Origin of the sequence: Pseudomonas sp. ITEM 17296 (genome assembly GCF_028895205.1) — a bacterium.
Lineage (GTDB): Bacteria > Pseudomonadota > Gammaproteobacteria > Pseudomonadales > Pseudomonadaceae > Aquipseudomonas > Aquipseudomonas kermanshahensis.
The window spans coordinates 125,253-150,262 of record NZ_WJRS01000013.1 but is presented as its reverse complement, the minus strand read 5'-3'; the positions used below and the strand labels follow the sequence as shown (position 1 = coordinate 150,262).

22 protein-coding genes are annotated in these 25,010 nt (G+C 62.8%); 13 read left to right on the top strand and 9 right to left on the bottom strand.

Features of this window, described 5'->3' with window-relative positions; genetic code table 11:
- Positions 1–16: 16 nt before the first annotated feature.
- The 3 genes from GIB19_RS16245 to GIB19_RS16235 form a co-directional block, all read right to left on the bottom strand.
- Positions 17–1,141 carry an ABC transporter ATP-binding protein gene (locus tag GIB19_RS16245; RefSeq protein ID WP_027594396.1) on the bottom strand — a complete coding sequence of 375 codons (1,125 nt, stop codon included), beginning with the start codon at positions 1,139–1,141 and terminating at the stop codon, positions 17–19.
- Positions 1,142–1,446: 305 nt separating this feature from the next.
- Positions 1,447–2,079: a response regulator gene (locus GIB19_RS16240; RefSeq protein WP_274887219.1), complete on the bottom strand. Its 633-nt coding sequence runs from the start codon at positions 2,077–2,079 to the stop codon at positions 1,447–1,449.
- A gap of 7 nt (positions 2,080–2,086) precedes the next feature.
- Positions 2,087–4,474: a PAS domain-containing sensor histidine kinase gene (locus GIB19_RS16235; protein WP_274887211.1), complete on the bottom strand. Its 2,388-nt coding sequence runs from the start codon at positions 4,472–4,474 to the stop codon at positions 2,087–2,089.
- Between the two features lie 93 nt (positions 4,475–4,567).
- Between GIB19_RS16235 and GIB19_RS16230 the strand changes: the two genes are divergently transcribed.
- Positions 4,568–5,566, top strand: coding sequence for an alpha/beta hydrolase family protein (locus GIB19_RS16230; protein ID WP_274887210.1), 999 nt, complete (start codon positions 4,568–4,570; stop codon positions 5,564–5,566).
- Positions 5,567–5,661: 95 nt separating this feature from the next.
- Here the strand turns inward: GIB19_RS16230 and GIB19_RS16225 are convergent, their stop codons facing one another.
- From GIB19_RS16225 to GIB19_RS16215, 3 genes are read right to left on the bottom strand one after another with little or no spacing between them, the layout of a single operon-like run.
- The gene (locus GIB19_RS16225) at positions 5,662–6,426 is read right to left on the bottom strand and encodes a TerB family tellurite resistance protein (protein ID WP_027594392.1); all 765 of its coding nucleotides are present in this window, start codon (positions 6,424–6,426) and stop codon (positions 5,662–5,664) included.
- 1 nt (position 6,427) lies between these two features.
- A complete protein-coding gene (gene murU / locus GIB19_RS16220) occupies positions 6,428–7,099 on the bottom strand; it encodes an N-acetylmuramate alpha-1-phosphate uridylyltransferase MurU (RefSeq protein ID WP_099428179.1) in 672 nt (223 codons plus the stop codon).
- Positions 7,096–8,115: an aminoglycoside phosphotransferase family protein gene (locus tag GIB19_RS16215; protein WP_099428178.1), complete on the bottom strand. Its 1,020-nt coding sequence runs from the start codon at positions 8,113–8,115 to the stop codon at positions 7,096–7,098. Before GIB19_RS16215 ends, murU begins: the two co-directional genes overlap by 4 nt.
- Positions 8,116–8,245: 130 nt before the next feature.
- Between GIB19_RS16215 and GIB19_RS16210 the strand changes: the two genes are divergently transcribed.
- From GIB19_RS16210 to GIB19_RS16160, 11 genes are all read left to right on the top strand, one after another.
- A complete protein-coding gene (locus GIB19_RS16210) occupies positions 8,246–11,053 on the top strand; it encodes an LPS-assembly protein LptD (RefSeq protein ID WP_027594389.1) in 2,808 nt (935 codons plus the stop codon).
- Positions 11,034–12,353, top strand: a complete 1,320-nt coding sequence (surA, locus tag GIB19_RS16205; protein WP_027594388.1) for a peptidylprolyl isomerase SurA — start codon at positions 11,034–11,036, stop codon at positions 12,351–12,353. The genes GIB19_RS16210 and surA overlap by 20 nt, the downstream gene beginning before the upstream one ends.
- Positions 12,350–13,339: a 4-hydroxythreonine-4-phosphate dehydrogenase PdxA gene (pdxA, locus tag GIB19_RS16200; RefSeq protein WP_274887208.1), complete on the top strand. Its 990-nt coding sequence runs from the start codon at positions 12,350–12,352 to the stop codon at positions 13,337–13,339. The genes surA and pdxA overlap by 4 nt, the downstream gene beginning before the upstream one ends.
- Entirely contained in the window at positions 13,336–14,136 is an 801-nt protein-coding gene (gene rsmA, locus GIB19_RS16195) for a 16S rRNA (adenine(1518)-N(6)/adenine(1519)-N(6))-dimethyltransferase RsmA (protein ID WP_027594386.1), read from the top strand. The genes pdxA and rsmA overlap by 4 nt, the downstream gene beginning before the upstream one ends.
- A gap of 163 nt (positions 14,137–14,299) precedes the next feature.
- The gene (gene apaG, locus GIB19_RS16190; RefSeq protein ID WP_027594385.1) at positions 14,300–14,680 is read left to right on the top strand and encodes a Co2+/Mg2+ efflux protein ApaG; all 381 of its coding nucleotides are present in this window, start codon (positions 14,300–14,302) and stop codon (positions 14,678–14,680) included.
- Positions 14,680–15,546, top strand: coding sequence for a symmetrical bis(5'-nucleosyl)-tetraphosphatase (locus GIB19_RS16185; protein WP_027594384.1), 867 nt, complete (start codon positions 14,680–14,682; stop codon positions 15,544–15,546). Before apaG ends, GIB19_RS16185 begins: the two co-directional genes overlap by 1 nt.
- Before the next feature lie 14 nt (positions 15,547–15,560).
- Positions 15,561–15,890, top strand: coding sequence for a thiosulfate sulfurtransferase GlpE (gene glpE / locus GIB19_RS16180; protein ID WP_274887207.1), 330 nt, complete (start codon positions 15,561–15,563; stop codon positions 15,888–15,890).
- 283 nt (positions 15,891–16,173) lie between these two features.
- Positions 16,174–18,096: a PrkA family serine protein kinase gene (locus tag GIB19_RS16175; protein ID WP_027594382.1), complete on the top strand. Its 1,923-nt coding sequence runs from the start codon at positions 16,174–16,176 to the stop codon at positions 18,094–18,096.
- 119 nt (positions 18,097–18,215) lie between these two features.
- Entirely contained in the window at positions 18,216–19,487 is a 1,272-nt protein-coding gene (locus tag GIB19_RS16170; RefSeq protein WP_027594381.1) for a YeaH/YhbH family protein, read from the top strand.
- Positions 19,484–21,052: a SpoVR family protein gene (locus GIB19_RS16165; RefSeq protein ID WP_027594380.1), complete on the top strand. Its 1,569-nt coding sequence runs from the start codon at positions 19,484–19,486 to the stop codon at positions 21,050–21,052. The genes GIB19_RS16170 and GIB19_RS16165 overlap by 4 nt, the downstream gene beginning before the upstream one ends.
- A gap of 60 nt (positions 21,053–21,112) precedes the next feature.
- On the top strand, positions 21,113–22,231 hold the full coding sequence (locus GIB19_RS16160; protein ID WP_274887206.1) for a multifunctional CCA addition/repair protein: 1,119 nt from the start codon (positions 21,113–21,115) through the stop codon (positions 22,229–22,231).
- Between the two features lie 138 nt (positions 22,232–22,369).
- Here GIB19_RS16160 and folK read toward each other — a convergent pair whose 3' ends face one another.
- Together folK and folB are read right to left on the bottom strand one after the other, a co-directional pair.
- A complete protein-coding gene (gene folK, locus GIB19_RS16155; RefSeq protein ID WP_027594378.1) occupies positions 22,370–22,879 on the bottom strand; it encodes a 2-amino-4-hydroxy-6-hydroxymethyldihydropteridine diphosphokinase in 510 nt (169 codons plus the stop codon).
- A complete protein-coding gene (gene folB, locus GIB19_RS16150; RefSeq protein WP_033703061.1) occupies positions 22,870–23,226 on the bottom strand; it encodes a dihydroneopterin aldolase in 357 nt (118 codons plus the stop codon). Before folB ends, folK begins: the two co-directional genes overlap by 10 nt.
- 74 nt (positions 23,227–23,300) lie before the next feature.
- On the opposite strand from folB, the gene plsY reads away from it, so the two are divergent.
- A complete protein-coding gene (gene plsY, locus GIB19_RS16145) occupies positions 23,301–23,870 on the top strand; it encodes a glycerol-3-phosphate 1-O-acyltransferase PlsY (RefSeq protein WP_274887205.1) in 570 nt (189 codons plus the stop codon).
- A 6-nt stretch (positions 23,871–23,876) separates the two neighbouring features.
- Here the strand turns inward: plsY and tsaD are convergent, their stop codons facing one another.
- Positions 23,877–24,902 carry a tRNA (adenosine(37)-N6)-threonylcarbamoyltransferase complex transferase subunit TsaD gene (tsaD, locus tag GIB19_RS16140; RefSeq protein ID WP_099452716.1) on the bottom strand — a complete coding sequence of 342 codons (1,026 nt, stop codon included), beginning with the start codon at positions 24,900–24,902 and terminating at the stop codon, positions 23,877–23,879.
- Between the last annotated feature and the right edge of the window lie 108 nt (positions 24,903–25,010).

Below are 25,010 nucleotides of genomic sequence, written 5' to 3'. Positions count from 1 at the left end.
TTGGTGAAGCAATCCATCAATGGGCTTCGGCAATCGGATCGAGCGCGCGAGCGTGCTCCACCTCCCAGCCCAGCGGTACCACATCGCCCACGGCCAGCGCCGGGTCGAGCTCGGCGATCGGCTGCTTCACGAAGAAGTCGGCCTTGCCACAGACTTCCAGGCGCACCCGTACGTGGTCGCCCAGGTAAATGAACTCGGCCACACGGCCAGAGAAGCGGTTGACGCAATTTTCGCTGTGGCCATTGAGACGCACCCGTTCCGGGCGGATCGACAAGGTCACCGGCTCGCCGGCCTGGCCGACATTCACCGCCAGTGCCTCGACCCGCTCGCCCCGCGCCAGCTGCACCTGGCAGCGATGGCCATCACTGGCCAGCAGGGTGCCGTTGATGCGGTTGTTCTCACCGATGAAGTTGGCGACGAAGGTGTTGCACGGCTTTTCATAGAGGGTGCGTGGGTCGGCAATCTGCTGGATTTCGCCCTGGTGGAACACCGCCACCCGGTCAGACATGGTCAGCGCCTCGCCCTGGTCGTGGGTCACGTAGACCACGGTCACCCCCAAGCGCTGATGGATATGCTTGATCTCCATCTGCATGTGTTCACGCAGCTGCTTGTCGAGTGCGCCCAGTGGTTCGTCCATCAGCACCAGCTGTGGCTCGAACACCAGGGCCCGCGCCAGGGCCACCCGCTGCTGCTGGCCACCGGACAGCTGGCCGGGGTAGCGCTTGGCAAAGGCATTGAGCTGCACCATGTTGAGCACACGCTTGACCCGCTCGCTGATGTCGGTCTTGCTCAGGTTGCGCACGGTCAGCGGGAAGGCCAGGTTCTCGGCCACGGTCATGTGCGGGAACAGCGCGTAGTTCTGGAACACCATGCCGATGTCGCGCTTGTGCGGCGGCACGTTGTTGATCGAGCGCCCGGCCAGCTGGATCTCGCCGGCGGTGGGGGTTTCGAAACCGGCCAGCATCATCAGGCTGGTGGTCTTGCCCGAGCCGGACGGGCCGAGCAAGGTGAGGAACTCGCCCTTGCGGATGTCCAGGTTGAGGTCTTTGACGATCAGCGACTCGCCGTCGTAGCTCTTCTGCACACCACGGAAGCTGACCAGCGTTTCGCTGGTTGCAGCGTTCGAATTCGCCTCGCTCATGCCTGCACCTTCTTGTTGGATGACTGCGTAGGCAAAGACTAGACAAGACGCAAACGCCCGAAAATCGGGGGTACTGAGAGAATGCCATCATCCAGATGGAAGATTCATTGTAGGGATCGCCCTACAAGAATGGCGGGATTGGAATAGACCCCAGGCACACCACTTCACCTTGTGGGAGCGGGCTTGCCCCGCGAATGCGCCACCCCAGGCAATGAGGTTGAGCTTGCCGGCCCTTTCGCGGGGCAAGCCCGCTCCCACAGTACTCGCTCATTGCCAACCGTCAGGCCATGTCGCAACCAGAACACTCAGACCAGCTTGTGCTCCATGGCGTACTTCACCAGCTCCGCCAGCGAGTTCACCTTGAGCTTCTGCATCAACCGCGCCTTGTGGGTACTGATGGTCTTGCTCGACAGCGCCAGTTGCTGGGCAATGTCGTTGACGTTGGCGCCCTGGGCCAGGCGCTCGAACACCGAAAATTCCCGCTCCGAGAGCAGCGTGTGCAACGGCCGGGACTCGGTCAGGCCCACCTCGAAGACCATGCGGTCGGCCAGCGCTGGGTCGATGTAGCGCCCACCCCCGGCAACCCGCCGAATAGCGGTCAGCAACAAGGCAGGGTCACTGTCCTTGGTGGCATAACCTGCGGCACCGGCCTTGAGCGCCCGCGCCGCCATCTGCGCCTCATCATGCATCGACAGCATCAGGATCGCCGGAGGGTTGTTCAGGGCGCGGATTCTGGGGATGGCCTCAAGGCCGCTGACGCCGGGCATCGAGATATCCAGCAACACCACTTCACACGGCATATGGCGCAAGGCTTCGAGCAACTGCTCGCCATTGCCGGCCTCGCCCACCACTTGCATGTCCTTGGCCAGGCCAATCAATTGCTTGATGCCTTCACGGACAATGGTGTGGTCTTCCGCCACCAGCACTCGAATCACGATCGGTCTCCTACTCCAACGGAATGGCCACGCTCAGGCTGGTGCCCTCGCCCGGTTCACTGTCCAGCGTCATGCTGCCACCTAGCATCAGCACGCGCTCGCGCACGCCCACCAGGCCGAACGAGGTGGGCCGGGTCTGATCGCGGCAAAAACCCGTGCCGTCGTCGCTGACGGTCATGCGCAATTGCCCTGCTTCACGCACCAGTTCGATCTCTACGCTGTGTGCCTGGGCATGGCGCATGACATTGGTCAGCGCCTCCTGAAGGATACGAAACAGCCCGGTCGCCTTGGCATCACTCAATGCTGGCAGATTATCCGGTACCTGCACCAGGCAGGGAATCTGTGTACGCGCCTCGAAACGCCGTGCTTGCCACTCGATGGCCGAGGCGATACCAGCGTCGAGAATGGGCGGGCGCAATGCCGTGGCCACATCGCGCACCAGCTGGAACAGCTGCGCGATCAGGCGCTTCATGCTCGACAAACGCTCGTTAAGCCCCGGATCCAGCTCGGCAAAGGCCAGCTCACACATCGAGACTTCGAGCTTGAGCACGGTCAGCATCTGCCCCAGCTCATCGTGCACTTCGCGGGCGATGCGGGCCTTTTCTTCTTCGCGCACGCTCTCCAGGTGCGCCGACAGTTCGCGCAGTTGCTCTTGGGAACGCGCCAACGCCAGTTCTGCCCGCTTGCCCTGGGTGATATCCCAGACGATACCGTCCCACACCACCCGGCCATCGGCCAGGCGCCGGGTACTGGCCTTGATGTCGGCCCAACGCTGTTCCCCCTGGCGCGTGAGGATGCGCCCTTGCCAGGACCAGTCCTGGTTGCTGGCCAGGGCCAGGTCCTGCACCCGGTGATAGTCGCTGCGGTCTTCGGGGTGCACCAGGTTGCGCAGGCCCATCTGCGGGTGCTGGATTTCGGCAGGTGCGTAGCCGACCAAGGCCTCGCTGCCTTCGCTAATGTAGGGGAACTCCAGGTCGCCTTCGGCCGGGTCACGTTCCAGCCGGAACACCAGCCCCGGCACGTTGCCGGCGATGCCTTTAAGGCGCGCTTCACTTTCGCGCAGCGCTGCCAGTGCGCGGTGGCGCTCGGTGACATCGGCGATGTACACCACCAGGTACTCGGCATCACGAAAACGCAGGAAGCTTAACGAAAGCTCCACCGGCAACACGCTGAGGTCGGCGCGCAGGCAATGGGTCTCGAATTGCCCCACACCCCCTCCCCCCGCCCGCGCGCCGCGCCAAAGCTCCAACCACCGGTCCATGTTCAAGTTTGGCTCGAAGTCGCTCAGCGGGCGTTCCAGCAACGCGCCCTCACCATAGCCCAGCATGCGCTCTGCGGCATGGTTGGCATAACGGACATGGCTGTCCCAATTGACCCACAAAATGCCCACGGTGCTCTGGTCGATGGCGAACTGGCTCAGCCGCAGCGCCTCTTCACGCACTTGGCGCTCAGCCAGGTTCTCGCGGGTGGCCAGCAGGCTACGTTCCAGTTGGCGCTGCTGGCGGCGCTGCCAGATCAACGTGGCCAGCGCACACAGCAACAACATGCCAAACAACATGGCGAGGTTTTGCCAGAAGCCGGCCGACTCGCTCAAGCGTGGGTACTTGGGTTGCAACCAGCGCTGGTGAAGTTGCTCCAAGGCCTTGGCCGGCATGGCCTGCAGGCCACGTTCGAGCACGTCGGCCAGCAACGGCCAGTCGCGCCGCGACCCCACCCGCAGCAGCTGCGGCAGGCCAATATCGCCAACCACCGCCAGCTCGCCGAACTCGCTTTCACGCGACAGGCGGCTGAGCTGGGCTTCATCGAGCACCGCGTAGCTGGCCTGGCCACCGACGATCAACTGCAAGGCCTCGCGCTCGTTGGGCACGCCCTGCAAGTTGAGCGTGCCGTAGTTGCTGCGCAGGTAGTCCGCCAACGGGCTGGGCATGCGCACCGCGACGCGCTGATCGGGTTCGAGTTTTTCTAGCTCGACGGCCATGGCGCCTGTGCGTGGGCCGACCACCAACTGTGGCACGCGCATGTACGGGTCGCTGAACAGCCACAGGCGCAGGCTTGCCGGGGTTTGTGTGAGACCGGGGGCGAAATCGATTTCACCGGCCTGCAACGCGTGCTCGAGGCTGGCCTGGTCGGCAAAGTTGCGCCAGGTGAGGTCCAGCCTCAGTGCCTGCGCCAACGCGTTCACCAACTCGACGTTGGCCCCGTACAGTTGCTGCAAGCGCCGGTCGAACTGCGCATAAGGCGCTTGCAGCACCAGGCCGACGCGCAGGCTGCGGTGGGTGTCCAACCACTGCTGTTGCGCGGGCTCAAGGGCAACGCTCGGCACGGCTTCAGGCCTTGCCAAGGCGATCAAGGGTAGCCACAAGCAGCCGATAACCAACAGGCGACGCATTCGCTTCATCTACACGCTCGTCTTGGCAAGGGCGGCCCTAACATGGCCGTCACGGGCAAATACTATTAGGCTGCCGGTATCATTCTGGCCTTGGGTTGACGCATGTCCACACTTTATCGCACGACGCTGGCAATGTGCTGCCTAGCCTCGATCCTTCCGCTCGGCGCCATGGCCGCCGACGCTGAAAAACCACCGACCACCGCCGAGGCCCCACCGGCCGAAGCCACCCGCCCGCCCCTGCTGGAACGCAGCCAGGAAGACGCCCTGGCCCTGGAGCGCCTGGTGCCCAAGGCCGAGCAGCAAACGCTGCAGGCGGGTGCCGAAAGCTTCCTGGCACTGTGGAAGCCGGCCAACAGCAACGACCCCAAAGGTGCGGTGATCCTCGTGCCCGGTGCCGGTGAGACGGCCGACTGGCCGAACGCCGTCGGCCCGTTGCGGCGCAAGTTCCCCGATGTGGGCTGGCACAGCCTCAGCGTCAGCCTGCCCGACCTGCTTACCGACAGCCCGCAGGCGCGTGTCGAAGCCAAGCCCGCAGCGGCCCCTGCCAAGGACGAGGGCGAAACAGCGCCCGCCAAAGACACACCGACCGATGCCAACGCCAACGTCGCCCAGGCGACTGCCGCCGACCCCGACACAGCAGAAAGCACCGATGCCGCACAGGCCAGCGAGCAGAATGACCCGGCCGACGCCGAACGTATTTTCGCCCGCCTCGACGCGGCGGTGGCTTACGCGCAACAGCATGACTCACGCAGCATCGTGCTGATCGGCCATGGCAGTGGCGCGTACTGGGCAGCCCGCTACCTGAGCGAGAAACAACCCGCGCAGGTGCAAAAGCTGGTGATGATCGCCGCGCAGACGCCGGCCCGGGTGGAACATGCCCTGGAAAGCCTCGCGCCGACCCTCAAGGTGCCGACCGCCGACGTGTATTACGCCACCCGCACGGGCGATCGACGTGCAGCGGAACTGCGCTTGCAGGCCAGCAAACGGCAGAAGGACAGCCAGTACCGCCAGTTGTCGCTGATTGCAATGCCCGGTAACAAGGCCGCTGAACAGGAACAATTGTTCCGCCGGGTGCGCGGGTGGATGAACCCGCAAGACTGACTCGAGGCTGCCGGGGCCGCGCTTGCGACCGTTGCGCGGTCCCTGTAGGAGCGGCCTTGCGCCGCGAAAAGGGGCGCAAAGCGCCCCCCGCTTTTCTACAACCCCCGCCGCTTGCGAATCAGCGCATACGCCTGATGCAACTCCCGGGTCCGCTCGGTCGCTGCACGCACCTGGGCATCCGTGGCACCGCTGCCCGCCAGCTTGTCCGGGTGATGGCGGCTAACCAGCCGGCGATAAGCCTGCTTGACCTTGTCGCCCTCGGTATCTGCCTCCACGGCCAGCAGGCGCATGGCTGCCGCGTACGTCATGGTGCCGCCGTCCAGCCCGGACTTGCGCGGCTCGTACTCCAGCGACATGGCTTGCACCTGCCGCCGGCTCAAGCCCAGCGTCTGCCCCCAGTCCAACAGCAAGTCGCGCTCTTTGGCGCCGACCTTGCCGTCGGCCCAGACCATGCGCCAACAGGCGCGCAAGGTCCCTTCGGCGGCATGCGGCTGCTCGCGGATACGACGCAGGTGGCCGGCCAGTCGGTCCTTGCCGGCCTTGCCGCGGTTGAACGCGGCAATCGCCCGCAGCCGGGCCGCGTCGGCCAGGTCCAGGCGCACCATCTCTTGGCGTGCCTGCTGGATATGCTGCTCGGCAACCCGGCCATCGCACTTGGCCAGCCTGCCCAGCAGCACGAACAGCAATTCTTCGTCACGCAAGGCCGGGCGCCCGCCCAAGCGCTCGCGCAGGTCCTCCCAGCCGCGCACCTGCAGGCGCCGGTCCATGGCCTGCCCTACCAGGGCACCGAGCAGGGCGCCCGGGATGCTGGCGACGGCAAAACCGGCACCGGCACCAATTACCGTGCTTGGCCACCACATGTCAGGCGCGCTCGCCGATCAGGCGTTCAGCCTGCGCCAGGCGCTCGAGCGTACCGACGTCGACCCAATGGCCACGGTAGTGCTCACCACTGACCTTGCCCTGCGCCATGGCCTGACGCAGCAGGGGTGCCAGCTTGAAAGCACCCGGCTGGCAACTGGCGAACAACGCCGGGTCCAGCACCGACAGGCCACTGAAGGTCAGGGTACCCGGTGCGTCGTCGCCATCCACCACCTGCTGGGCTACCAGGCGGAAGTCGCCACGGCCGTGATGGCCAGGGTTGTCGACCAGCACCAGATGCGCCAGGCCCGCAAGCGGCGCTTTCAGGCGAGCGAAATCGTAGTCGGTCCAGACGTCACCATTGATCAGCAGAAACGGCGCCTCGCCCAGCAACGGCAGGGCCTTGAAGATCCCGCCACCGGTTTCCAGCGGCTCGCCCTCGGGTGAATAGCGGATGCTCAGGCCGAAGCGGCTGCCATCGCCCAGGTGATCTTCGATCTGCTGGCCGAGCCAGGCATGGTTGATCACCACCTCGGTAACCCCCGCAGCCGCCAAGGCGCGCAGGTGGTATTCGATCAGCGGCTGACCGGCGACGGGCACCAGGGGTTTTGGGGTATGCAAGGTCAAAGGGCGCATGCGCTCGCCCTTGCCTGCCGCCAGGATCATCGCCTTCATGCACGCGCTCCGGCCTGGAGTTCCGCGATCAGTTCACCCAGCTCCGCCAACTCGGGGCGGCGCTTGATCACTTCATCTATATAGGCGAAGAAGCGCGGGACGTCTGTCAGGTAGCGTGGCTTGCCGTCGCGGTGGCAGATGCGGGCGAAAATACCGATGACCTTGAGGTGGCGCTGCACGCCCATCAGGTCGCTGGCACGGTGGAACGCCTCGAAGTCGGCCTGTACCGGAATGCCGGCCGCCTGCGCCTTTTGCCAGTAATCCCGCAGCCAGGCTTCGACACGGGCCTGTGGCCAGCTGAGGAAGGCATCCTTGAACAGGCAGGTGATGTCGTAGGTGACCGGGCCGTAAACGGCGTCCTGGAAGTCCAGCACGCCTGGGTTTGGCGTGCTCTGCATCAGGTTGCGCGGCATGTAGTCGCGGTGCACCAGCACCTTGGGCTGGGCCAGGGCACTGTCGATCAGCGCCTGGCTCACACGCTGCCAAGTGGCTTGCTGGGCTTCGGTAAGGGTCAGGCCAAGCGCCCGCCCTACGTACCACTCCGGGAACAGTTCGACTTCACGGCGCAGCAGGGCGTCGTCATAGCTCGGCAGTGGCGCGTTCATCGGCAGGCGCTGGAACGCCAGCAGCGCATCAATGGCGTCACTGAACAGGGCATCGGCGTTGTCGGCATCAATGATGTCCAGGTATGTCTGATGGCCCAGGTCGCCCAGCAGCAGGAAACCGCGCTCCAGGTCTTGGGCATGGATCACTGGCACATGCACACCGGCACTGGCCAGCAGGTGATCGATGGCGACGAACGGTCGGCAGTTCTCCTGCGGCGGCGGGGCGTCCATGATCACGAAACTGCGCCCAGCGCCCTGCCAGCGGAAGTAGCGACGGAAGCTCGCATCGCTACTGGCGGCCGTCAGGCTACCTGCTGGCACTTCGCCCCAGGCGTTTTTCAGAAAAAGATTGTTGAGCTGCTCATCGAGCCAGACAGTCAGTTGTTGCAAGCGTACATCGTGATCAGGCATTACAAGGGTCTCCGACGGCCCTAGCCGTCAAGCGGGTCATGCTTTATTATCCAGCATCTTTTTCAGACCATCGAGAGGCGTGCGGCCCCACACGCGGGCAGATGGCACGCAGGAAGCCCGGACTAATAAGATGGCATTGAAATCCCCCGCGTTTCGTAGAAAGTTTCCGTTGCTGGTCACCGGCGGTTTGCTGGCCCTGCAACCTCTGGCCACGTCGTACGTCGTGGCAGCCGAACAGTTCGACTGCCAAGTGTCCGCCTCCGGCGGTTGGGACTGCAAGCCCAAGACTCCAGTCAACAACCTGCCGCCGCGTCCGGTGCACGAGGGTGCTGCCCTCAGTTCCGGCACCGAGGCCCAGGCGGCCGAGGCCGAAACCGCGGACAAACCGATGCTGGTCACCGAGGCCAAGGGCCGTGGCCTGAAGTCGCGCAGCGAAGACTACAGCCACCTGGACTGGGTCCCCCGTGACAAGCTCACCGCAGCCCAGCTGGCCGAAACCGGCCCGTACTGCGGTGGCGCGTACATCGAGCCGACCCGCCCAGGCATGGCCGACACCACGCCCAAGGACGAATCGCCGACCTACATCAATGCCAAGGTTTCCAAGTACCAGCAGGAGCAGCAGATCGCTACCCTCGCCGGTAACGTGGTCATGCGCCAAGGCAGCATGCAGGCCGAGGCCGACGAGGCCAACCTCTACCAGACCGAAAACCGTGGCGAGCTCAAGGGCAACGTCAAGATCCGTGACAACGGCTCGCTGGTAGTGGGTGACGAGGCGCAGATCCAGCTCGACACGGGTGAAGCCCAGGTCGACAACGCCGAATACGTGATGCACAAGTCGCACATTCGCGGCAACGCCCTGTACGCCAAGCGTGGCGAAAACGCCATCATCCGTCTGAAAGACGGTACGTACACCACCTGCGAACCGGGCAGCAACGCCTGGCAGCTGAAGGGCAACAACATCACCCTGAACCCGGCGACCGGCTTCGGTACCGCGACCAACGTCACTTTGCGGGTCAAGGATTTCCCGGTGTTCTACACACCGTACATCTACTTCCCGATCGACGACCGTCGCCAGTCCGGCTTCCTGCCGCCGTCGTTCAGCAGCAGCAGCGACACCGGCTTCATGCTGGTCACGCCGTACTACTTCAACCTGGCGCCCAACTATGACGCCACGTTGTACCCGCGCTACATGACCAAGCGCGGCCTGCTGATGGAAGGTGAGTTCCGTTACCTGACCCCATCCAGCGAAGGCCAGTTCGGCGGCGCGTACCTGAACGACAAGGACGACGACCGTAAAGACCAGACTGACTACAAAGATCAGCGCTGGATGGTCAACTGGCAGCACAAGGGCGGGCTGGACGAGCGCCTGATGACCGAGGTGGACTACACCGACATCAGCGACCCGTTCTACTTCCAGGACCTGGAGTCCGACCAGATCGGCGTCGAAAGCCGTGACCTGCTCAACCAGCAGGGTGCCCTGACCTACCGTGGCGACAGCTATACCGCACGGTTGAACGTGCATGCCTACGAGATGGCGACCATCTCGCAGATCACGCCGTATGACCGTCTGCCGCAGATCACCCTCAATGGCGCACTGCCGTTCCAGCCGGGTGGTTTGAATTTTGGGTATGAGACTGAAGCGGTTCGCTTTGATCGTGACCTGAAAAACGACTTCGTACTCGACAAAGATGGCAACCCGGACGCAAGTGCCGGCGTTCCTGGCCGTCGACTGGACGAGAACATCTTCGGTGTTGCCCGCGCCAACGGCACGCGACTGAACGTTGCCCCGTCCATGAGCTTGCCTATGCAAGCCAGCTACGGCTACATCACGCCGAAGCTGAAGTACATGTACACCCACTATGACCTCGATCTGGATGGCAAGGGCAAGAGCGACATCGCCAACAACCCAGCCTCGGTCGCGCTCAACGGCGATTTCAACAGCAGCCTGAACCGCGACGTTCCGATTTTCAGCGTCGACAGCGGCCTGTACTTCGATCGCAACACGTCGATGTTCGGTACCAACTACCGCCAGACCCTCGAACCGCGCATGTTCTACCTCTACGTCCCTTACGAGGACCAGAAGGACATCCCGCTGTTCGACTCGGGCGAAACCCTGTTCAGCTACGACTCGCTGTTCCGCGACAACCGCTTCAGCGGTACCGACCGCATCGGCGACGAGAACAAGCTGTCGCTGGGCGTGACCACGCGCTGGATCGAAGACAACGGCTTCGAGCGTCAGAGCTTCAGCATCGGTCAGGCGCTGTACTTCAAGGACCGCAAGGTCCAACTGCCAGGCATCGACTACCGCACCCGTAAAGACTCGCAGTCTGACGTGTCGCCGTACGCACTGCTGTACAGCTACAACTTCAACCGCGACTGGCGCTTCAACTCGGACTTCAACTGGGACCCGGACAGCCGCAGCACCCGCTCGGGCAGCGCGATGTTCCACTACCAGCCTGAAGACAATCCGAACAAGATCGTCAACCTCGGCTACCGCTACCGCAACGACACCATTGCCTACGACTCGACCACGGGTACCTGGAAAGTGGGTGGCGGCGACTACGGCACGCCTGGTGATCCGAACTACATCAAGGATTACTACAAGATCCAACAGCATGACTTCTCGGTCATCTGGCCGATCGTTCCACAGTGGAGCGTGATCGCTCGCTGGCAGCATGACTACAACCGCAACCGCACCCTGGAAGCCATGGGCGGTTTCGAATACGACAACTGCTGCTGGAAGCTGCGCCTGGTCAACCGTTACTGGATCGACTACGACGACTTCAGCCAGGCACTCCCGCAGAACGAAAAAGGCGACCACGGTATCTTCCTGCAGATCGTGCTGAAAGGCCTCGGTGGTGTAGTAGGCAACAAGGTCGAATCTTTCCTCGACGAAGGCATTCAAGGTTACCGTACACGTGAAGACCAAGCTTATTGATCGTCTGCGCCCAGTGTTGCTGGGCGCTGCATTGCTGAGTGGCGCGGTGCATGCCGCGGTACAACCCCTGGACAAAGTGGTGGCCATCGTCGACAACGACGTGGTCATGCAGAGCCAACTGGACCAGCGCGTCCACGAAGTTCAGCAAACCATCGCCAAGCGTGGCGCCGGCGTGCCACCGACCAGCGCTCTGGAACAGCAGGTGCTCGAGCGCCTGATCGTCGAGAACCTGCAGCTGCAGATCGGCGAGCGCTCCGGTATCCGCATCACCGATGAGGAGCTGAACCAGGCCATTGGCACCATTGCCCAGCGCAACGGCATGTCGCTGGACCAGTTCCGCGCAGCCCTCGCCCATGATGGTCTGTCGTTCGACGACGCGCGCGAGCAGGTCAAGCGCGAAATGATCATCAGCCGCGTGCGTCAGCGCCGTGTGGCCGAGCGCATTCAGGTTTCCGAGCAGGAAGTGAAAAACTACCTGAACTCGGACCTGGGCAAGATGCAGCTCTCGGAAGAGTACCGCCTGGCCAACATCCTCATCCCGACCCCGGAAGCCGCCAATTCGGACGACATCCAGAAAGCGGCGCGCAAGGTCGGTGAGCTCTACCAGCAACTGCGCCAGGGCGCGGACTTCGGCCAGGTGGCGATTGCCAACTCGGCCAGCGAAAACGCCCTTGAGGGTGGTGAAATGGGCTGGCGTAAAGCCGGCCAGCTGCCACCTGACTTCGCCAAGATGCTCAGCAACATGTCGGTCGGCGACATCACCCAGCCAATCCGCATCCCCAACGGCTTCATCCTGCTCAAACTCGAGGAGAAGCGTGGCGGCGGCGAGAACGTGCTGCGTGACGAAGTGCATGTCCGCCACATCCTGATCAAGCCGAGCGAAATCCGCAGCGAAGCGGCCACCAAGCAGCTGGCCGAGCGCTTGTACGACCGTATCCAGAACGGCGAAGACTTCGGCGAACTGGCGAAGAGCTTCTCGGAAGACCCGGGCTCCGCGCTCAACGGCGGCGACCTCAACTGGGTCGACCCGAACAGCCTGGTACCTGAGTTCCGCGAGCAGATGGCCACCGCCCAGCAAGGTGTGGTGACCAAACCGTTCAAGACCCAATACGGCTGGCACGTCCTGGAAGTGCTGGGCCGCCGCGCCACCGACAGCACCGAGCAGGCACGCGAGCAGCAGGCCATGAATGTGCTGCGCAACCGCAAGTACGACGAAGAGCTGCAGACCTGGCTGCGCCAGATCCGCGACGAAGCCTACGTTGAAATCAAGCTGCCTGGCGCTGACCAGGCCGCCCAGTGAAGCCCCTGCGCTTCGCCGTCACCCCCGGCGAGCCAGCTGGCATAGGTCCCGACCTGTGCTTGCTGCTCGCCGCAGACGCCCAGCCCCACCCCCTGATCGCCATCACCAGCCGTGACCTGCTCGCCGAGCGGGCCACGCAGCTGGGGCTGGCCGTCAACCTGCTGCCGGTAGCGCCGGGGCGCTGGCCCGACCAGCCCGCGCCTGCGGGCAGCCTGTACGTGTGGGATACGCCCTTGGCCACCGCCGTGACGGCAGGGCAACTGGACAAGGCCAATGCTGGCTTCGTATTGGAAACCCTGACCCGCGCCGGCAACGGCTGCCTCGACGGGCATTTCGCCGGGATGATCACCGCCCCGGTGCACAAGGGTGTGATCAACGAAAGCGGCATTGCCTTCTCCGGGCATACCGAGTTTCTGGCCGAGCTGACCCACACCGCACAGGTAGTGATGATGTTGGCGACCCGTGGCCTGCGCGTGGCCCTGGTGACCACGCACTTGCCACTGCGCGACATTGCCGACGCCATCACGGCCGAACGCGTCGAGCGTGTCACCCGCATCCTGCATGCCGACATGCGCGACAAGTTCGGCATTGCCAACCCTCGCATCCTGGTGTGCGGCCTCAACCCGCACGCCGGAGAAGGCGGCCATCTGGGCCGCGAAGAAATCGACATCATCGAACCGACACTGGCCCGCCTGCGTGCCGAAGGCATGGACCTGCGCGGACCGCTGCCGGCCGATACCCTGTTTACCCCCAAATATCTGGAGCACTGCGACGCAGTGCTGGCGATGTACCACGACCAAGGCCTGCCTGTACTCAAGTACAAAGGTTTCGGCGCCGCAGTCAATGTGACCTTGGGCCTGCCGATCATCCGCACGTCGGTCGATCACGGCACCGCCCTGGACCTGGCCGGCACCGGCAAGGTCGACACCGGCAGCCTGCGGGTCGCGCTGGAAACCGCCTACCAGATGGCCGAGAACCGACCATGAACGAGCAATACCAACACCGGGCGCGCAAGCGCTTCGGCCAGAACTTCCTGCACGACGCCGGCATCATCGACCGCATCCTGCGCGCCATCAACGCCAAGGCAGGTGAACACCTGCTGGAAATCGGCCCGGGCCAGGGTGCCCTCACCGAGGGCCTGCTGGGCAGCGGCGCGCAACTGGACGTAGTGGAGCTGGACAAGGACCTGGTGCCGATCCTGCAGCACAAGTTTGCCGGGCGCGACAACTTCCGCCTGCACCAGGGCGACGCCCTGAAGTTCGACTTCAACCAGCTGGGTGTGCCACCGCGCAGCCTCAAGGTGGTCGGCAACCTGCCCTACAACATCTCCACCCCGCTGATCTTCCACCTGCTCAGCCATGCCGGGCTGATCCGCGACATGCACTTCATGCTGCAAAAGGAAGTGGTCGAGCGCATGGCCGCAGGCCCAGGTGGCGGTGATTGGGGCCGCCTGTCGATCATGGTGCAGTACCACTGCCGGGTCGAACACCTGTTCAACGTTGGCCCTGGCGCGTTCAACCCGCCGCCGAAGGTGGACTCGGCCATCGTGCGCCTGGTGCCACATGAAGTGCTGCCGTTCCCGGCCAAGGACCACCTGCTGCTGGAGCGTGTCGTTCGCGAAGCTTTCAACCAGCGCCGCAAGACACTGCGCAACACCCTTAAAGGCCTGCTCGACAGCCAGGCGATCGAAGCCGCTGGCGTAGATGGCAGCCTGCGGCCTGAACAGCTGGACCTGGCCGCCTTCGTGCGCCTGGCTGACCAGTTGGCCGATCAGCAAGCCTGATTAGCGCCTTTTACGGCCTCTTCGCGGTCCGACTTGCCCGCGAAGAGGCCGGCACTGCCACCCCACCCCGCCTGCACATACCTGCCCGCGACCACACCGCTGGCCCTCCCCCCCGCCAATGGCCTAGACTGCATTATTGCGTCAGTTCGCCCAAGGCCTTTGCATGTCCGATCCCCGTTACCAGATCGACGTCAGCGTCGTGACCCGTTACCTCAAAGAACAATCCGACCCCGAAAACAGTCGTTTCGCTTTCGCCTACACCATCACCGTGCAAAACAACGGTTCTGTCACAGCCAAGTTGCTGTCCCGGCACTGGCTGATCACCAACGGCGACGGTGAAGTCGAAGAAGTGCGCGGCGCCGGCGTGGTCGGCCAGCAACCTAACATCGACCCGGGCCAGAGCCACACCTACAGCAGCGGCGCGGTCATCAGCACCCGCGTGGGCACCATGCAGGGCAGCTACCAGATGTTCGCCGAAGACGGTAAACGCTTCGACGCCGAGATTGCGCCCTTCCGCCTGGCGGTACCTGGAGCCCTGCACTGATGGCAACGTACGCCGTCGGTGACCTGCAAGGCTGCCTGCAACCGCTCAAGTGCCTGCTCGAACGTGTTCGCTTCAACCCCGCCGTCGACCGCCTGTGGCTGGTTGGCGACCTGGTCAATCGTGGTCCCGAATCGCTGGAGACCCTGCGTTTCCTCTACTCGATCCGCCAATCGCTGGTCTGCGTACTGGGCAACCATGACCTGCACCTGCTGGCCGCCTGGCACAACGTCGAACGCCTGAAAAAAAGCGACACCCTGCGCGAAATCATCGAAGCGCCGGATGCCGACCTGCTGTTCGACTGGCTGCGCCGGCAAAAACTGCTGCACTACGACGAGCCCCGCGGCATTGCCATGGTGCATGCCGGCATACCGCCACAATGGACCCTGGGCAGAGCCCTGGAGCTCGCCGCCGAAGTCGAGGAAGCACTGCGCGACGACGGCCGGCTCAAGCTTTACCTCGACGGCATGTACGGCAACGAGCCCAACAAGTGGAGCAAGAACCTCACCGGCATCGAGCGCCTGCGGGTGATCACCAACTACCTCACGCGCATGCGCTTCTGCACGCCCGAGGGCAAGCTCGACCTCAAGAGCAAGGAAGGCCTGGGCACTGCCCCCAAAGGCTACAAGCCCTGGTATGCGCACAAGGACCGCCGTTCACGCCACGTGAAGATCATCTTCGGCCATTGGGCCGCCCTTGAAGGGCGCGTCGACGAACCCGGCATCATCGCCCTGGACACCGGTTGCGTGTGGGGCGGTGCCATGACCCTCTACAACGTCGACAGCGGTGAATACCATCGCTGCGACTGTTCCGACGACGGCACCGTACGCCCGCCGGCACAACCCACTAGAATCAACGATCAGCCCTGAAGGAAACCGTAGCCATGAGCGAATTCAAACGCATCCCTCCCGAGCAGGCCCTGGCACTGCGCGAGCAAGGTGCGGTAGTGGTCGACATTCGCGACCCACAAGCCTTTGCCGCCGGCCACATCAGTGGCGCCACCCACCTGGACAACCATTCGGTCGCCGATTTCATCCGCAACGCCGACCTCGATGCACCGACCCTGGTGGTCTGCTACCACGGCAATTCCAGCCAGAGCGCTGCCGCCTACCTGGCGGGCCAGGGCTTTTCAGAGGTGTACAGCGTCGATGGCGGCTTTGAGCTGTGGCGCGCCACCTACCCGGCCGAGACCGCCCAAGGCGCTGCCGAATAATTTTTTCATTTTTACTGCAGCCCGCGCCCCATGCGGGCTCGCGGCTCACCTGACGAACGGTCGCGAGCAACTTCTCGGCCTCACGCCCTTGACCTTGCGTATTACCAACTATCCTTAAGCCCAGGCCATCCAAAAAAGGGGAGAGCCGGTACACCGGCGTGCGGGTCATCGGTAGCGTTTCAAGGGTGTTCTGGGGGGTATACAGCAATCGGCGAACCCGGTTGCATGCCAGCATCAGCTGACTGATCCGGCGTCGTCTCCACGTATCGAGCGAGGTGACGTCATGAGCATTTTTAGCCACTTCCAACAACGTTTCGAGTCCACCCGCCAGGAAGAACTTTCGCTGCAGGAGTACCTCGAGCTGTGCAAGCAGGATCGCAGCGCCTACGCATCGGCGGCAGAACGGCTGTTGCTGGCCATCGGCGAACCGGAGCTTGTCGACACCTCTAACAATTCCAGGCTATCGCGGATCTTCTCCAACAAGGTGATCAGGCGCTATCCGGCCTTTGAAGACTTCCATGGCATGGAAGAATGCATCGACCAGATCGTGTCGTACTTCCGCCATGCGGCGCAGGGCCTGGAAGAGAAGAAACAGATCCTTTACCTGCTGGGCCCGGTAGGTGGCGGCAAGTCGTCGCTGGCCGAAAAGCTCAAGCAACTGATGGAAAAGGTGCCCTTCTACGCCATCAAGGGCTCACCTGTATTCGAATCGCCACTGGGCTTGTTCAACGCCACCGAAGATGGGGCCATTCTCGAGGAAGAGTTTGGGATCCCACGGCGCTACCTGAACACCATCATGTCGCCCTGGGCCACCAAGCGCCTGCAGGAGTTCGGCGGCGACATCTCCAAGTTCAAAGTGGTCAAACTCTATCCGTCGATCCTCAACCAGATCGCCATTGCCAAGACCGAACCTGGCGATGAGAACAACCAGGACATCTCGGCCCTCGTCGGCAAGGTGGACATCCGCAAGCTCGAGGAATACCCACAGAACGACGCCGACGCCTACAGCTATTCGGGTGCGCTGTGCCGGGCCAACCAGGGCCTGATGGAATTCGTCGAGATGTTCAAGGCGCCGATCAAGGTCCTGCACCCACTGCTTACGGCGACCCAGGAAGGTAACTACAACAGTACCGAAGGGCTGGGGGCGATTCCCTACACCGGTATCCTGCTGGCCCACTCCAACGAATCGGAGTGGCACACGTTCCGTAACAACAAGAACAACGAAGCCTTCATCGACCGCATCTACATCGTCAAGGTGCCCTACTGCCTGCGTGTCAGTGACGAGATCAAGATTTACGACAAACTGCTGGTCAACAGCTCGCTGGCCAAGGCCCACTGTGCGCCCGACACCCTCAAGATGCTGGCCCAGTTCACCGTGCTCTCACGCCTCAAAGAGCCAGAGAACTCCAACATCTATTCGAAGATGCGCGTCTACGATGGCGAAAACCTCAAGGACACCGATCCGAAGGCCAAGTCGATCCAGGAATACCGCGACTCGGCAGGTGTCGACGAAGGCATGAACGGCCTGTCGACCCGCTTCGCGTTCAAGATCCTCTCCAAAGTCTTCAACTTCGACCCACACGAAATCGCAGCCAACCCGGTTCACCTGTTGTACGTGCTCGAACAGCAAATCGAACAGGAACAGTTCCCGGCCGAAGTGCGCGAACGCTACCTGCGCTACCTGAAGGAATACCTGGCGCCGCGCTACATCGAGTTCATCGGCAAAGAAATCCAGACCGCTTACCTGGAGTCCTACAGCGAATACGGCCAGAACATCTTCGACCGCTATGTGCTGTACGCCGACTTCTGGATCCAGGACCAGGAATACCGCGACCCGGAAACCGGCGAGATCCTCAACCGCATTGCCCTCAACGAAGAGCTGGAAAAGATCGAGAAGCCGGCCGGCATCAGCAACCCGAAAGACTTCCGCAACGAGATCGTCAACTTCGTACTGCGCGCACGCGCCAACAACAACGGCAAGAACCCGAGCTGGCTCAGCTATGAAAAGCTGCGGGTGGTGATCGAGAAGAAAATGTTCTCCAACACCGAAGACTTGCTGCCGGTCATCAGCTTCAATGCCAAGGCCAGCAAGGAAGACCAGAAGAAACACAACGACTTCGTCACCCGGATGGTGGAGCGTGGCTACACCGACAAGCAGGTTCGTCTGCTGTCGGAATGGTACCTGCGGGTCAGGAAATCGCAATAAAGCGGCAAGCTACACACCGCACGCCCAAGGCTGCAGTGCCAGCCTCGGGCGGCGGCAGCTGCTTTTACGTGCAGCTCGTAGCTTGAAGCGTGCAGCTGTTCCCAGCTACCGGAGGGACCATGAGCTACGTAATCGACCGACGCCTGAACGGCAAGAACAAGAGCACGGTCAACCGCCAGCGTTTTCTGCGGCGCTACCGTGACCACATCAAGAAGGCCGTCGAAGAGGCCGTGAGCCGCCGCTCCATCATGGACATGGAGCATGGCGAGCAAATCAGCATTCCGGGACGGGACATCGATGAACCGGTGTTGCACCACGGTCGTGGCGGCAAGCAGACCATCGTGCACCCTGGCAACAAAGAATTCACTGCCGGCGAACACATCCCCAGGCCTCAGGGGGGCGGTGGTGGCGGTGGCCGTGGCAAAGCCGGCAACTCCGGCGAGGGTATGGACGAATTCGTCTTCCAGATCACTCAGGAAGAGTTTCTCGAGTTCATGTTCGAAGACCTCGAACTGCCCAACCTGGTCAAACGTCACCTGACCGGTGCCGACACCTTCAAGACCGTACGCGCCGGTATCGCCAACGAAGGCAACCCCTCGCGCATCAACATCGTGCGCACCCTGCGTTCGGCCCATGCCCGGCGTATCGCCCTGACCGGCAGCAGCCGCGCCCTGTTGCGTGAGGCGCAGAAAGAACTCGACCGCCTTAAGGTCGAGGAACCTGACAATTTCACGGATATCCAGGAAGTCGAGCAAGAGATCGAACGCCTCAAGGCGCGCATCAACCGCCTGCCCTTCCTCGATACCTTCGACTTGAAGTACAACCTGCTGGTCAAGCAGCCCAACCCCAGTTCGAAAGCGGTGATGTTCTGCCTGATGGACGTTTCCGGCTCCATGACCCAGGCCACCAAAGACATCGCCAAGCGCTTTTTCATCCTGTTGTACCTGTTCCTCAAGCGCAATTACGACCGTATCGAAGTGGTCTTCATCCGCCACCACACCAGTGCGCGTGAAGTGGACGAAGAGGAGTTCTTCTACTCGCGGGAAACCGGCGGCACCATCGTCTCCAGCGCACTCAAGCTGATGCAGGAAATCATGGCCGAGCGCTACCCGGCCAGCGATTGGAACATTTACGCCGCGCAAGCCTCTGACGGTGACAACTGGAACGACGACTCGCCGATCTGCCGCGAGATCCTCTCCAAGCAGATCATGCCGCACGTGCAGTACTACACTTACGTTGAGATCACCCCCCGTGAGCATCAGGCGCTGTGGTACGAGTACGAGCGAATCGGCGAGGGCTTCCCCGACACGTTCGCCCAGCAGCAGTTGGTATCGGCCGGCGACATCTACCCGGTCTTCCGTGAACTCTTCCAGCGCAGGTTAGCCACATGACCGCCAGAGCTCAGAAACGCCAACCCATTTCCACCGGGTCCGAGTGGACGTTCGACCTGATCCAGACTTACGACCGGGAAATCAGTCGTCTGGCCGAGCGTTACGCCCTGGACACCTACCCCAATCAGATCGAAGTGATCACCGCCGAGCAGATGATGGATGCCTACGCCTCGGTCGGCATGCCGCTGGGTTACCACCACTGGTCCTATGGCAAACAGTTCCTCAGCACCGAAAAATCCTACAGTCGGGGCCAGATGGGCCTGGCCTACGAGATCGTGATCAACTCCGATCCGTGCATCGCCTACCTGATGGAAGAAAACACCATGTGCATGCAGGCGCTGGTGATTGCTCACGCCTGCTACGGCCATAACAGCTTCTTCAAAGGCAATTACCTGTTCCGCACCTGGACCGATGCCAGTTCGATCATCGACTACCTGGTGTTCGCCAAGCAGTACATCGCCCAATGTGAAGAGCGCCACGGCATCGATGCGGTCGAAGACCTCATCGACTCCTGCCACGCCCTGATGAACTACGGCGTCGACCGTTACAAGCGCCCCTACCCCATTTCCGCCGAAGAGGAACGGCGCCGGCAAAAAGAGCGCGAAGAGCACCTGCAGCGGCAAATCAACGACCTGTGGCGCACCATTCCCAAGGGCGCAGAAAAAGGCGGCGACCGCGATGATGCGCGCTTCCCCGCCGAACCTCAGGAAAACATCCTCTATTTCATCGAAAAACACGCCCCGCTGCTCGAGCCCTGGCAACGTGAAGTGGTGCGCATCGTGCGCAAGATCGCCCAGTATTTCTACCCGCAGCGCCAGACCCAGGTCATGAACGAAGGGTGGGCTACCTTCTGGCACTACACCCTGATGAACGACCTGTACGACGAAGGCCTGGTCACCGACGGCTTCATCATGGAGTTCCTGCAATCGCACACCAGCGTGGTGTTCCAGCCAGGCTTTGACAGCCCGTATTACAACGGCATCAACCCCTATGCGCTGGGCTTCGCGATGTACACCGACATCCGCCGGATCTGCGAAAACCCTACCGAGGAGGATCGCCACTGGTTCCCCGACATTGCCGGCAGTGACTGGCTATCGACCATCAAGTTCGCGATGAGCAGCTTCAAGGACGAGAGCTTCATCCTGCAGTACCTGTCGCCCAAGGTGATCCGCGACCTCAAGCTGTTCAGCATTCTGGACGACGACCAGCGCGATGACCTGCTGGTGCCCGCCATCCATGATGAGACCGGTTATCGGGTCATCCGCGAGCAGCTGGCGGCGCAATACAACCTGGGCAACCGCGAACCGAACGTGCAGATCTGGAGCATCGACCGGCGCGGCGACCGCTCACTGACCCTGCGCCACCAACAGCACAACCGCAAACCCCTGGGCGACTCGACCGAGGAAGTGCTCAAGCACCTGCATCGCCTGTGGGGCTTCGACATCCACCTGGAGACCGTTCAGGGCGACCAGGTCATGAAGACCCACCACATGCCACCCCGCGGAGAACACAGCGAAAGCGCCGACTATGGCCGCATGGACCTGGCCGTCATCCACCACCTCTAGCACTGCTGCCCCTGCATGACTGCCAACAGGTTATCCTGTGGGCAGTTATGGAGGCTGTACATGCACATCTACAAAGTCGGCGGCGCCGTGCGCGACCGCTTGCTCGGGCGCCCCGTCAGCGATATCGACTGGCTGGTGGTTGGCGCGACCGTCGAACAGATGCAAGCCCTGGGCTATCGCCCGGTGGGGGCTGATTTTCCGGTTTTCATCCACCCCAAAAGCGGTGAGGAATATGCCCTGGCGCGCACCGAGCGCAAGAGCGGGCGGGGGTATGGCGGGTTTACCTTCCATGCAAGCCCCGACGTCACCCTCGAAGAAGACCTGATCCGCCGCGACCTGACCATCAATGCGATGGCGGAGGATGATGCGGGCACGCTGTACGACCCCTACCACGGCAGAGAAGATCTCGACAGGCGCCTGTTACGCCACGTTTCCCCGGCATTCGCCGAAGACCCGCTGCGGGTGCTGCGGGTTGCCCGCTTTGCCGCACGCTACGCCCCCCTCGGCTTCAAGGTCGCTGACGAGACGCTGGCGCTGATGCGCCAGATCAGCGCCTCCGGCGAGCTGCAAGCGCTCACCGCTGAGCGCAGCTGGAAAGAGATCGAGCGCGCGCTGATGGAGCCGCGACCCCAGGTGTTCTTCGAGGTCTTGCACGCGTGCGATGCCTTGCAGGAGCTGCTGCCTGAGCTCAACGACAGCCCCCACGCCCTGGCAGGCCTGGAGCAGGCTGCGCTGCACGGTCAACCGCTGCACGTGCGCTGGGCCTGCCTGCTGCGCGAGCTACAGCCGGCTGTGATCAAGGCGGTCAGCCAGCGCTTCAAGGCACCGCGCGAGTGCCAGGAGCTGGCCATGCTGGTGGGTGAGTGCCTGACACACTGCAACCAGGCCTTTGAGCTGGATCCTGAGGCATTGCTGGGGCTGTTGCAGAAGTTCGATGTGTACCGCCGGCCACAGCGTTTTGACGATTTCCTCAGCGCCTGCGAGATGGATGCGCGTGCGCGTCAGGGCGAGCGGGCTTATCCACAGGCTGATTACCTGCGGGGCGCAGCGGTGGCGGCGAGGGCTGTGGATGTGAAGCCGCTGGTGCAGGCTGGGCTGACCGGGCAGGCGCTGGGGGAGGCACTCAAAGGTGAGCGGTTGAAGGCACTTGTTGCTTACAAAAGTGGTGCAGAAGGCTGATTTCTCGATTGCCTGAGCGGGCCCTTTCGCGGGTAAACCCGCTCCCACAGAGACCCCACAAAACCTGAGGGCAGCGGCGTACTTGTGGGAGCGGGTTTACCCGCGAAGAGGCCCGCTCAGGCAACAAAAGAGTTCGGATCAGGCAGGCGTCAGTTGCAACCCGCGCCACTCAAAGGCAACCGGCGCCAACACCTGATCAATCCGCGCCTCCTGCCACACCTGCGCCATCGGCTTGCCCACCCCCGGGTGCACCAGCTCTGGCGCCAGCAGCGACAATGGCCACAGCACAAACGCGTTTTTCAAAATCTCGGCCCGCGGCAGCACCAACCCATCGAACGTGCCATGCAGGTCGTCATACAGCAGCACATCGATATCCAGCGGCAGCCCTTTACGCTCTGGCGCGTAACGGCCGTTGTCGGCTTCGATGAACTTGAGGCGGCGGTCCAGCTCCATCAACGGCAAATCGGTCTTGCCGGTCACCACGAAGTTGATGAACGGCCCACTCTTGATCCCGACCGCCTGGCTTTCGAACGCTGGCGAACAGCGCATGTCGGTAAGAATGCCCGCCAAGGCATCGAGCCCGGCACACAAGTGTGCATGCCGGTCGATGTTACTGCCCAAGCCCAGGTAAACCGTGTTCAGAGACATCCGCGCTCGATCTCCACGCCAACACCGCCACGGGCAGCCGGAACCGCGCCTGGCTTGGTCAGCTTCAACCGCACCCACGGAATCTGGAATTCTTCCATCAGCACCGCGACCAGGCGCTCGGCGAAGGTTTCTACCAACTCGAAGCGTGCCTGTTCGGAAAATGCCTGGATACGCGCCGAAACACTGGCGTAGTCCAGCGCCAGGCTGAGATCGTCGCCGGCCGCTGCCGGGCGGTTGTCCCAGGCAAAACTCAGGTCCAGGCGCAAGCACTGGCGAATATCCCGCTCCCAGTCATAGGCACCGATGACGGTATCGACTTCCAGGCCTTCGATGAACACTCTGTCCAAGCACTTCTCTCCACAGCACGACAAGGGCGACTGGCGCCGTTAGAATCAGGGCGTCCTCGCCCGGAATAGTTAGCATGTTTTGGTTATTGGCGCTGCTCGCCTACCTGCTCGGCTCGCTGTCCTTCGCCATTGTCCTGAGCCGCCTCTTCGGCAGCCCGGACCCCCGTGCCAGCGGTTCAGGCAATGCCGGGGCCACCAACATGCTTCGCCTGGCAGGCCGCAAGCTGGCGATCCTGACCCTGCTTGGCGACCTGTGCAAGGGCTTGTTGCCCGTATTGCTTGCCCGCGCTGCCGGCCTCGACCTGCAGGAGCAGGCCTGGGTTGGCGTGTGCGCGGTGCTGGGCCACCTGTTCCCGCTGTACTTTCGCTTCCAGGGCGGCAAGGGCGTGGCAACCGCGGCCGGCATGCTCATGGGCCTGTACTTCCCGGCGGCATTGCTGGCCATCGCGGCCTGGTTGCTGACCTTCTGCCTCACACGTACCAGCTCACTGGCGGCGCTTATCGCCACGCCGCTGACCTTGCCCCTGCTCGCCTGGCGCGAACCCGAGGCATTGCTGCCGATCAGCGTGCTCACGCTGATGATCGTCTGGGGCCACCGCAACAACCTACGCGACCTGTTCGCCGGGCGTGAACGCCACTTCTGACAACTTTCAGACCGGCGGCAACTGCTCCATCGGCCAGCGCGCCTGCACGCTGATCGCCAGGTCCTGCTGCTGCCCGGCCAACAGGCGCTGGCAGCCGGCATAGGCGATCATCGCGCCGTTGTCGGTGCAGAACTGCGGGCGGGCGTAGTACACGTTGCCCTTCATGCCAGCCAGCATTTCCTCGAGGGAGGCACGCAAGGCCTTGTTGGCGCTGACACCACCGGCAATCACCAGCCGCTTCAGGCCCGTCTGCTTCAGGGCACGCTTGCACTTGATGGTCAAAGTCTCCACCACCGCCTGCTGGAATGCCAGCGACACGTCGCAACGGGTTTGCTCACCGTCGTCGCCAGCATCACGGCACTGCTGCCAGGTATTCAGGGCGAAGGTCTTGAGGCCGCTGAAGCTGAATTCCAGCCCCGGGCGATCGGTCATCGGCCGTGGGAAAACAAACCGCCCTGGCACGCCCTGCTCGGCCAGCCGGGCGATTTCCGGGCCGCCGGGGTAGTTCAGGCCGATCAGCTTGGCGGTCTTGTCGAACGCCTCACCGGCTGCGTCGTCCAGGCTTTCGCCCAACAGCTCGTACTGGCCGATGCCATCGACCCTGACCAACTGGGTATGGCCACCCGACACCAACAAAGCGACGAACGGAAACTCGGGCGGGTTTTCTTCCAGCATGGGCGCCAGAAGATGGCCTTCCATGTGGTGCACGCCAATGGCCGGGATGTCCCAGGCAAACGCCAGGGCCTGGGCGCAGGACGCGCCGACCAGCAGTGCGCCGACCAGCCCAGGACCCGCGGTGTAGGCGATGGCATCGATCTCGGTGGCGACGCAGCCAGCCTCGTCCAATACCTGGCGAATCAACGGCAGCATGCGCTTGACGTGATCGCGCGAGGCAAGCTCCGGTACCACACCGCCAAACACGCGGTGCAGGTCGATCTGGCTGAACAGCGCGTCGGCCAACAAACCGCGTTCGCTGTCATATAATGCGACGCCAGTTTCGTCGCAGGATGTTTCCAATCCCAGTACTAGCATGGGCTCGTCCCTTGTGGGGGCTGAATTCGAAGCCGCGCATGATAGTCGCCGTGTCGGGTGCCGACCAGCGGTTTTCGATCAGAGGCTTTGCATTCCGGCCAGCTAAGG

Bases quoted from the DNA above. Each gene is read 5' to 3' on its own strand.
- GIB19_RS16160 (WP_274887206.1), top strand. From the start codon at position 21,113: ATGCACATCTACAAAGTCGGCGGCGCCGTGCGCGACCGCTTGCTCGGG.
- GIB19_RS16175 (WP_027594382.1), top strand. From the start codon at position 16,174: ATGAGCATTTTTAGCCACTTCCAACAACGTTTCGAGTCCACCCGCCAG.
- GIB19_RS16235 (WP_274887211.1), bottom strand. From the start codon at position 4,474: ATGAAGCGAATGCGTCGCCTGTTGGTTATCGGCTGCTTGTGGCTACCC.
- plsY (WP_274887205.1), top strand. From the start codon at position 23,301: ATGTTTTGGTTATTGGCGCTGCTCGCCTACCTGCTCGGCTCGCTGTCC.
- glpE (WP_274887207.1), top strand. From the start codon at position 15,561: ATGAGCGAATTCAAACGCATCCCTCCCGAGCAGGCCCTGGCACTGCGC.
- murU (WP_099428179.1), bottom strand. From the start codon at position 7,099: ATGAAGGCGATGATCCTGGCGGCAGGCAAGGGCGAGCGCATGCGCCCT.
- GIB19_RS16225 (WP_027594392.1), bottom strand. From the start codon at position 6,426: ATGTGGTGGCCAAGCACGGTAATTGGTGCCGGTGCCGGTTTTGCCGTC.
- GIB19_RS16185 (WP_027594384.1), top strand. From the start codon at position 14,680: ATGGCAACGTACGCCGTCGGTGACCTGCAAGGCTGCCTGCAACCGCTC.
- rsmA (WP_027594386.1), top strand. From the start codon at position 13,336: ATGAACGAGCAATACCAACACCGGGCGCGCAAGCGCTTCGGCCAGAAC.
- GIB19_RS16210 (WP_027594389.1), top strand. From the start codon at position 8,246: ATGGCATTGAAATCCCCCGCGTTTCGTAGAAAGTTTCCGTTGCTGGTC.
- GIB19_RS16245 (WP_027594396.1), bottom strand. From the start codon at position 1,141: ATGAGCGAGGCGAATTCGAACGCTGCAACCAGCGAAACGCTGGTCAGC.
- GIB19_RS16230 (WP_274887210.1), top strand. From the start codon at position 4,568: ATGTCCACACTTTATCGCACGACGCTGGCAATGTGCTGCCTAGCCTCG.
- GIB19_RS16170 (WP_027594381.1), top strand. From the start codon at position 18,216: ATGAGCTACGTAATCGACCGACGCCTGAACGGCAAGAACAAGAGCACG.
- folK (WP_027594378.1), bottom strand. From the start codon at position 22,879: ATGTCTCTGAACACGGTTTACCTGGGCTTGGGCAGTAACATCGACCGG.
- apaG (WP_027594385.1), top strand. From the start codon at position 14,300: ATGTCCGATCCCCGTTACCAGATCGACGTCAGCGTCGTGACCCGTTAC.
- GIB19_RS16165 (WP_027594380.1), top strand. From the start codon at position 19,484: ATGACCGCCAGAGCTCAGAAACGCCAACCCATTTCCACCGGGTCCGAG.
- GIB19_RS16215 (WP_099428178.1), bottom strand. From the start codon at position 8,115: ATGCCTGATCACGATGTACGCTTGCAACAACTGACTGTCTGGCTCGAT.
- tsaD (WP_099452716.1), bottom strand. From the start codon at position 24,902: ATGCTAGTACTGGGATTGGAAACATCCTGCGACGAAACTGGCGTCGCA.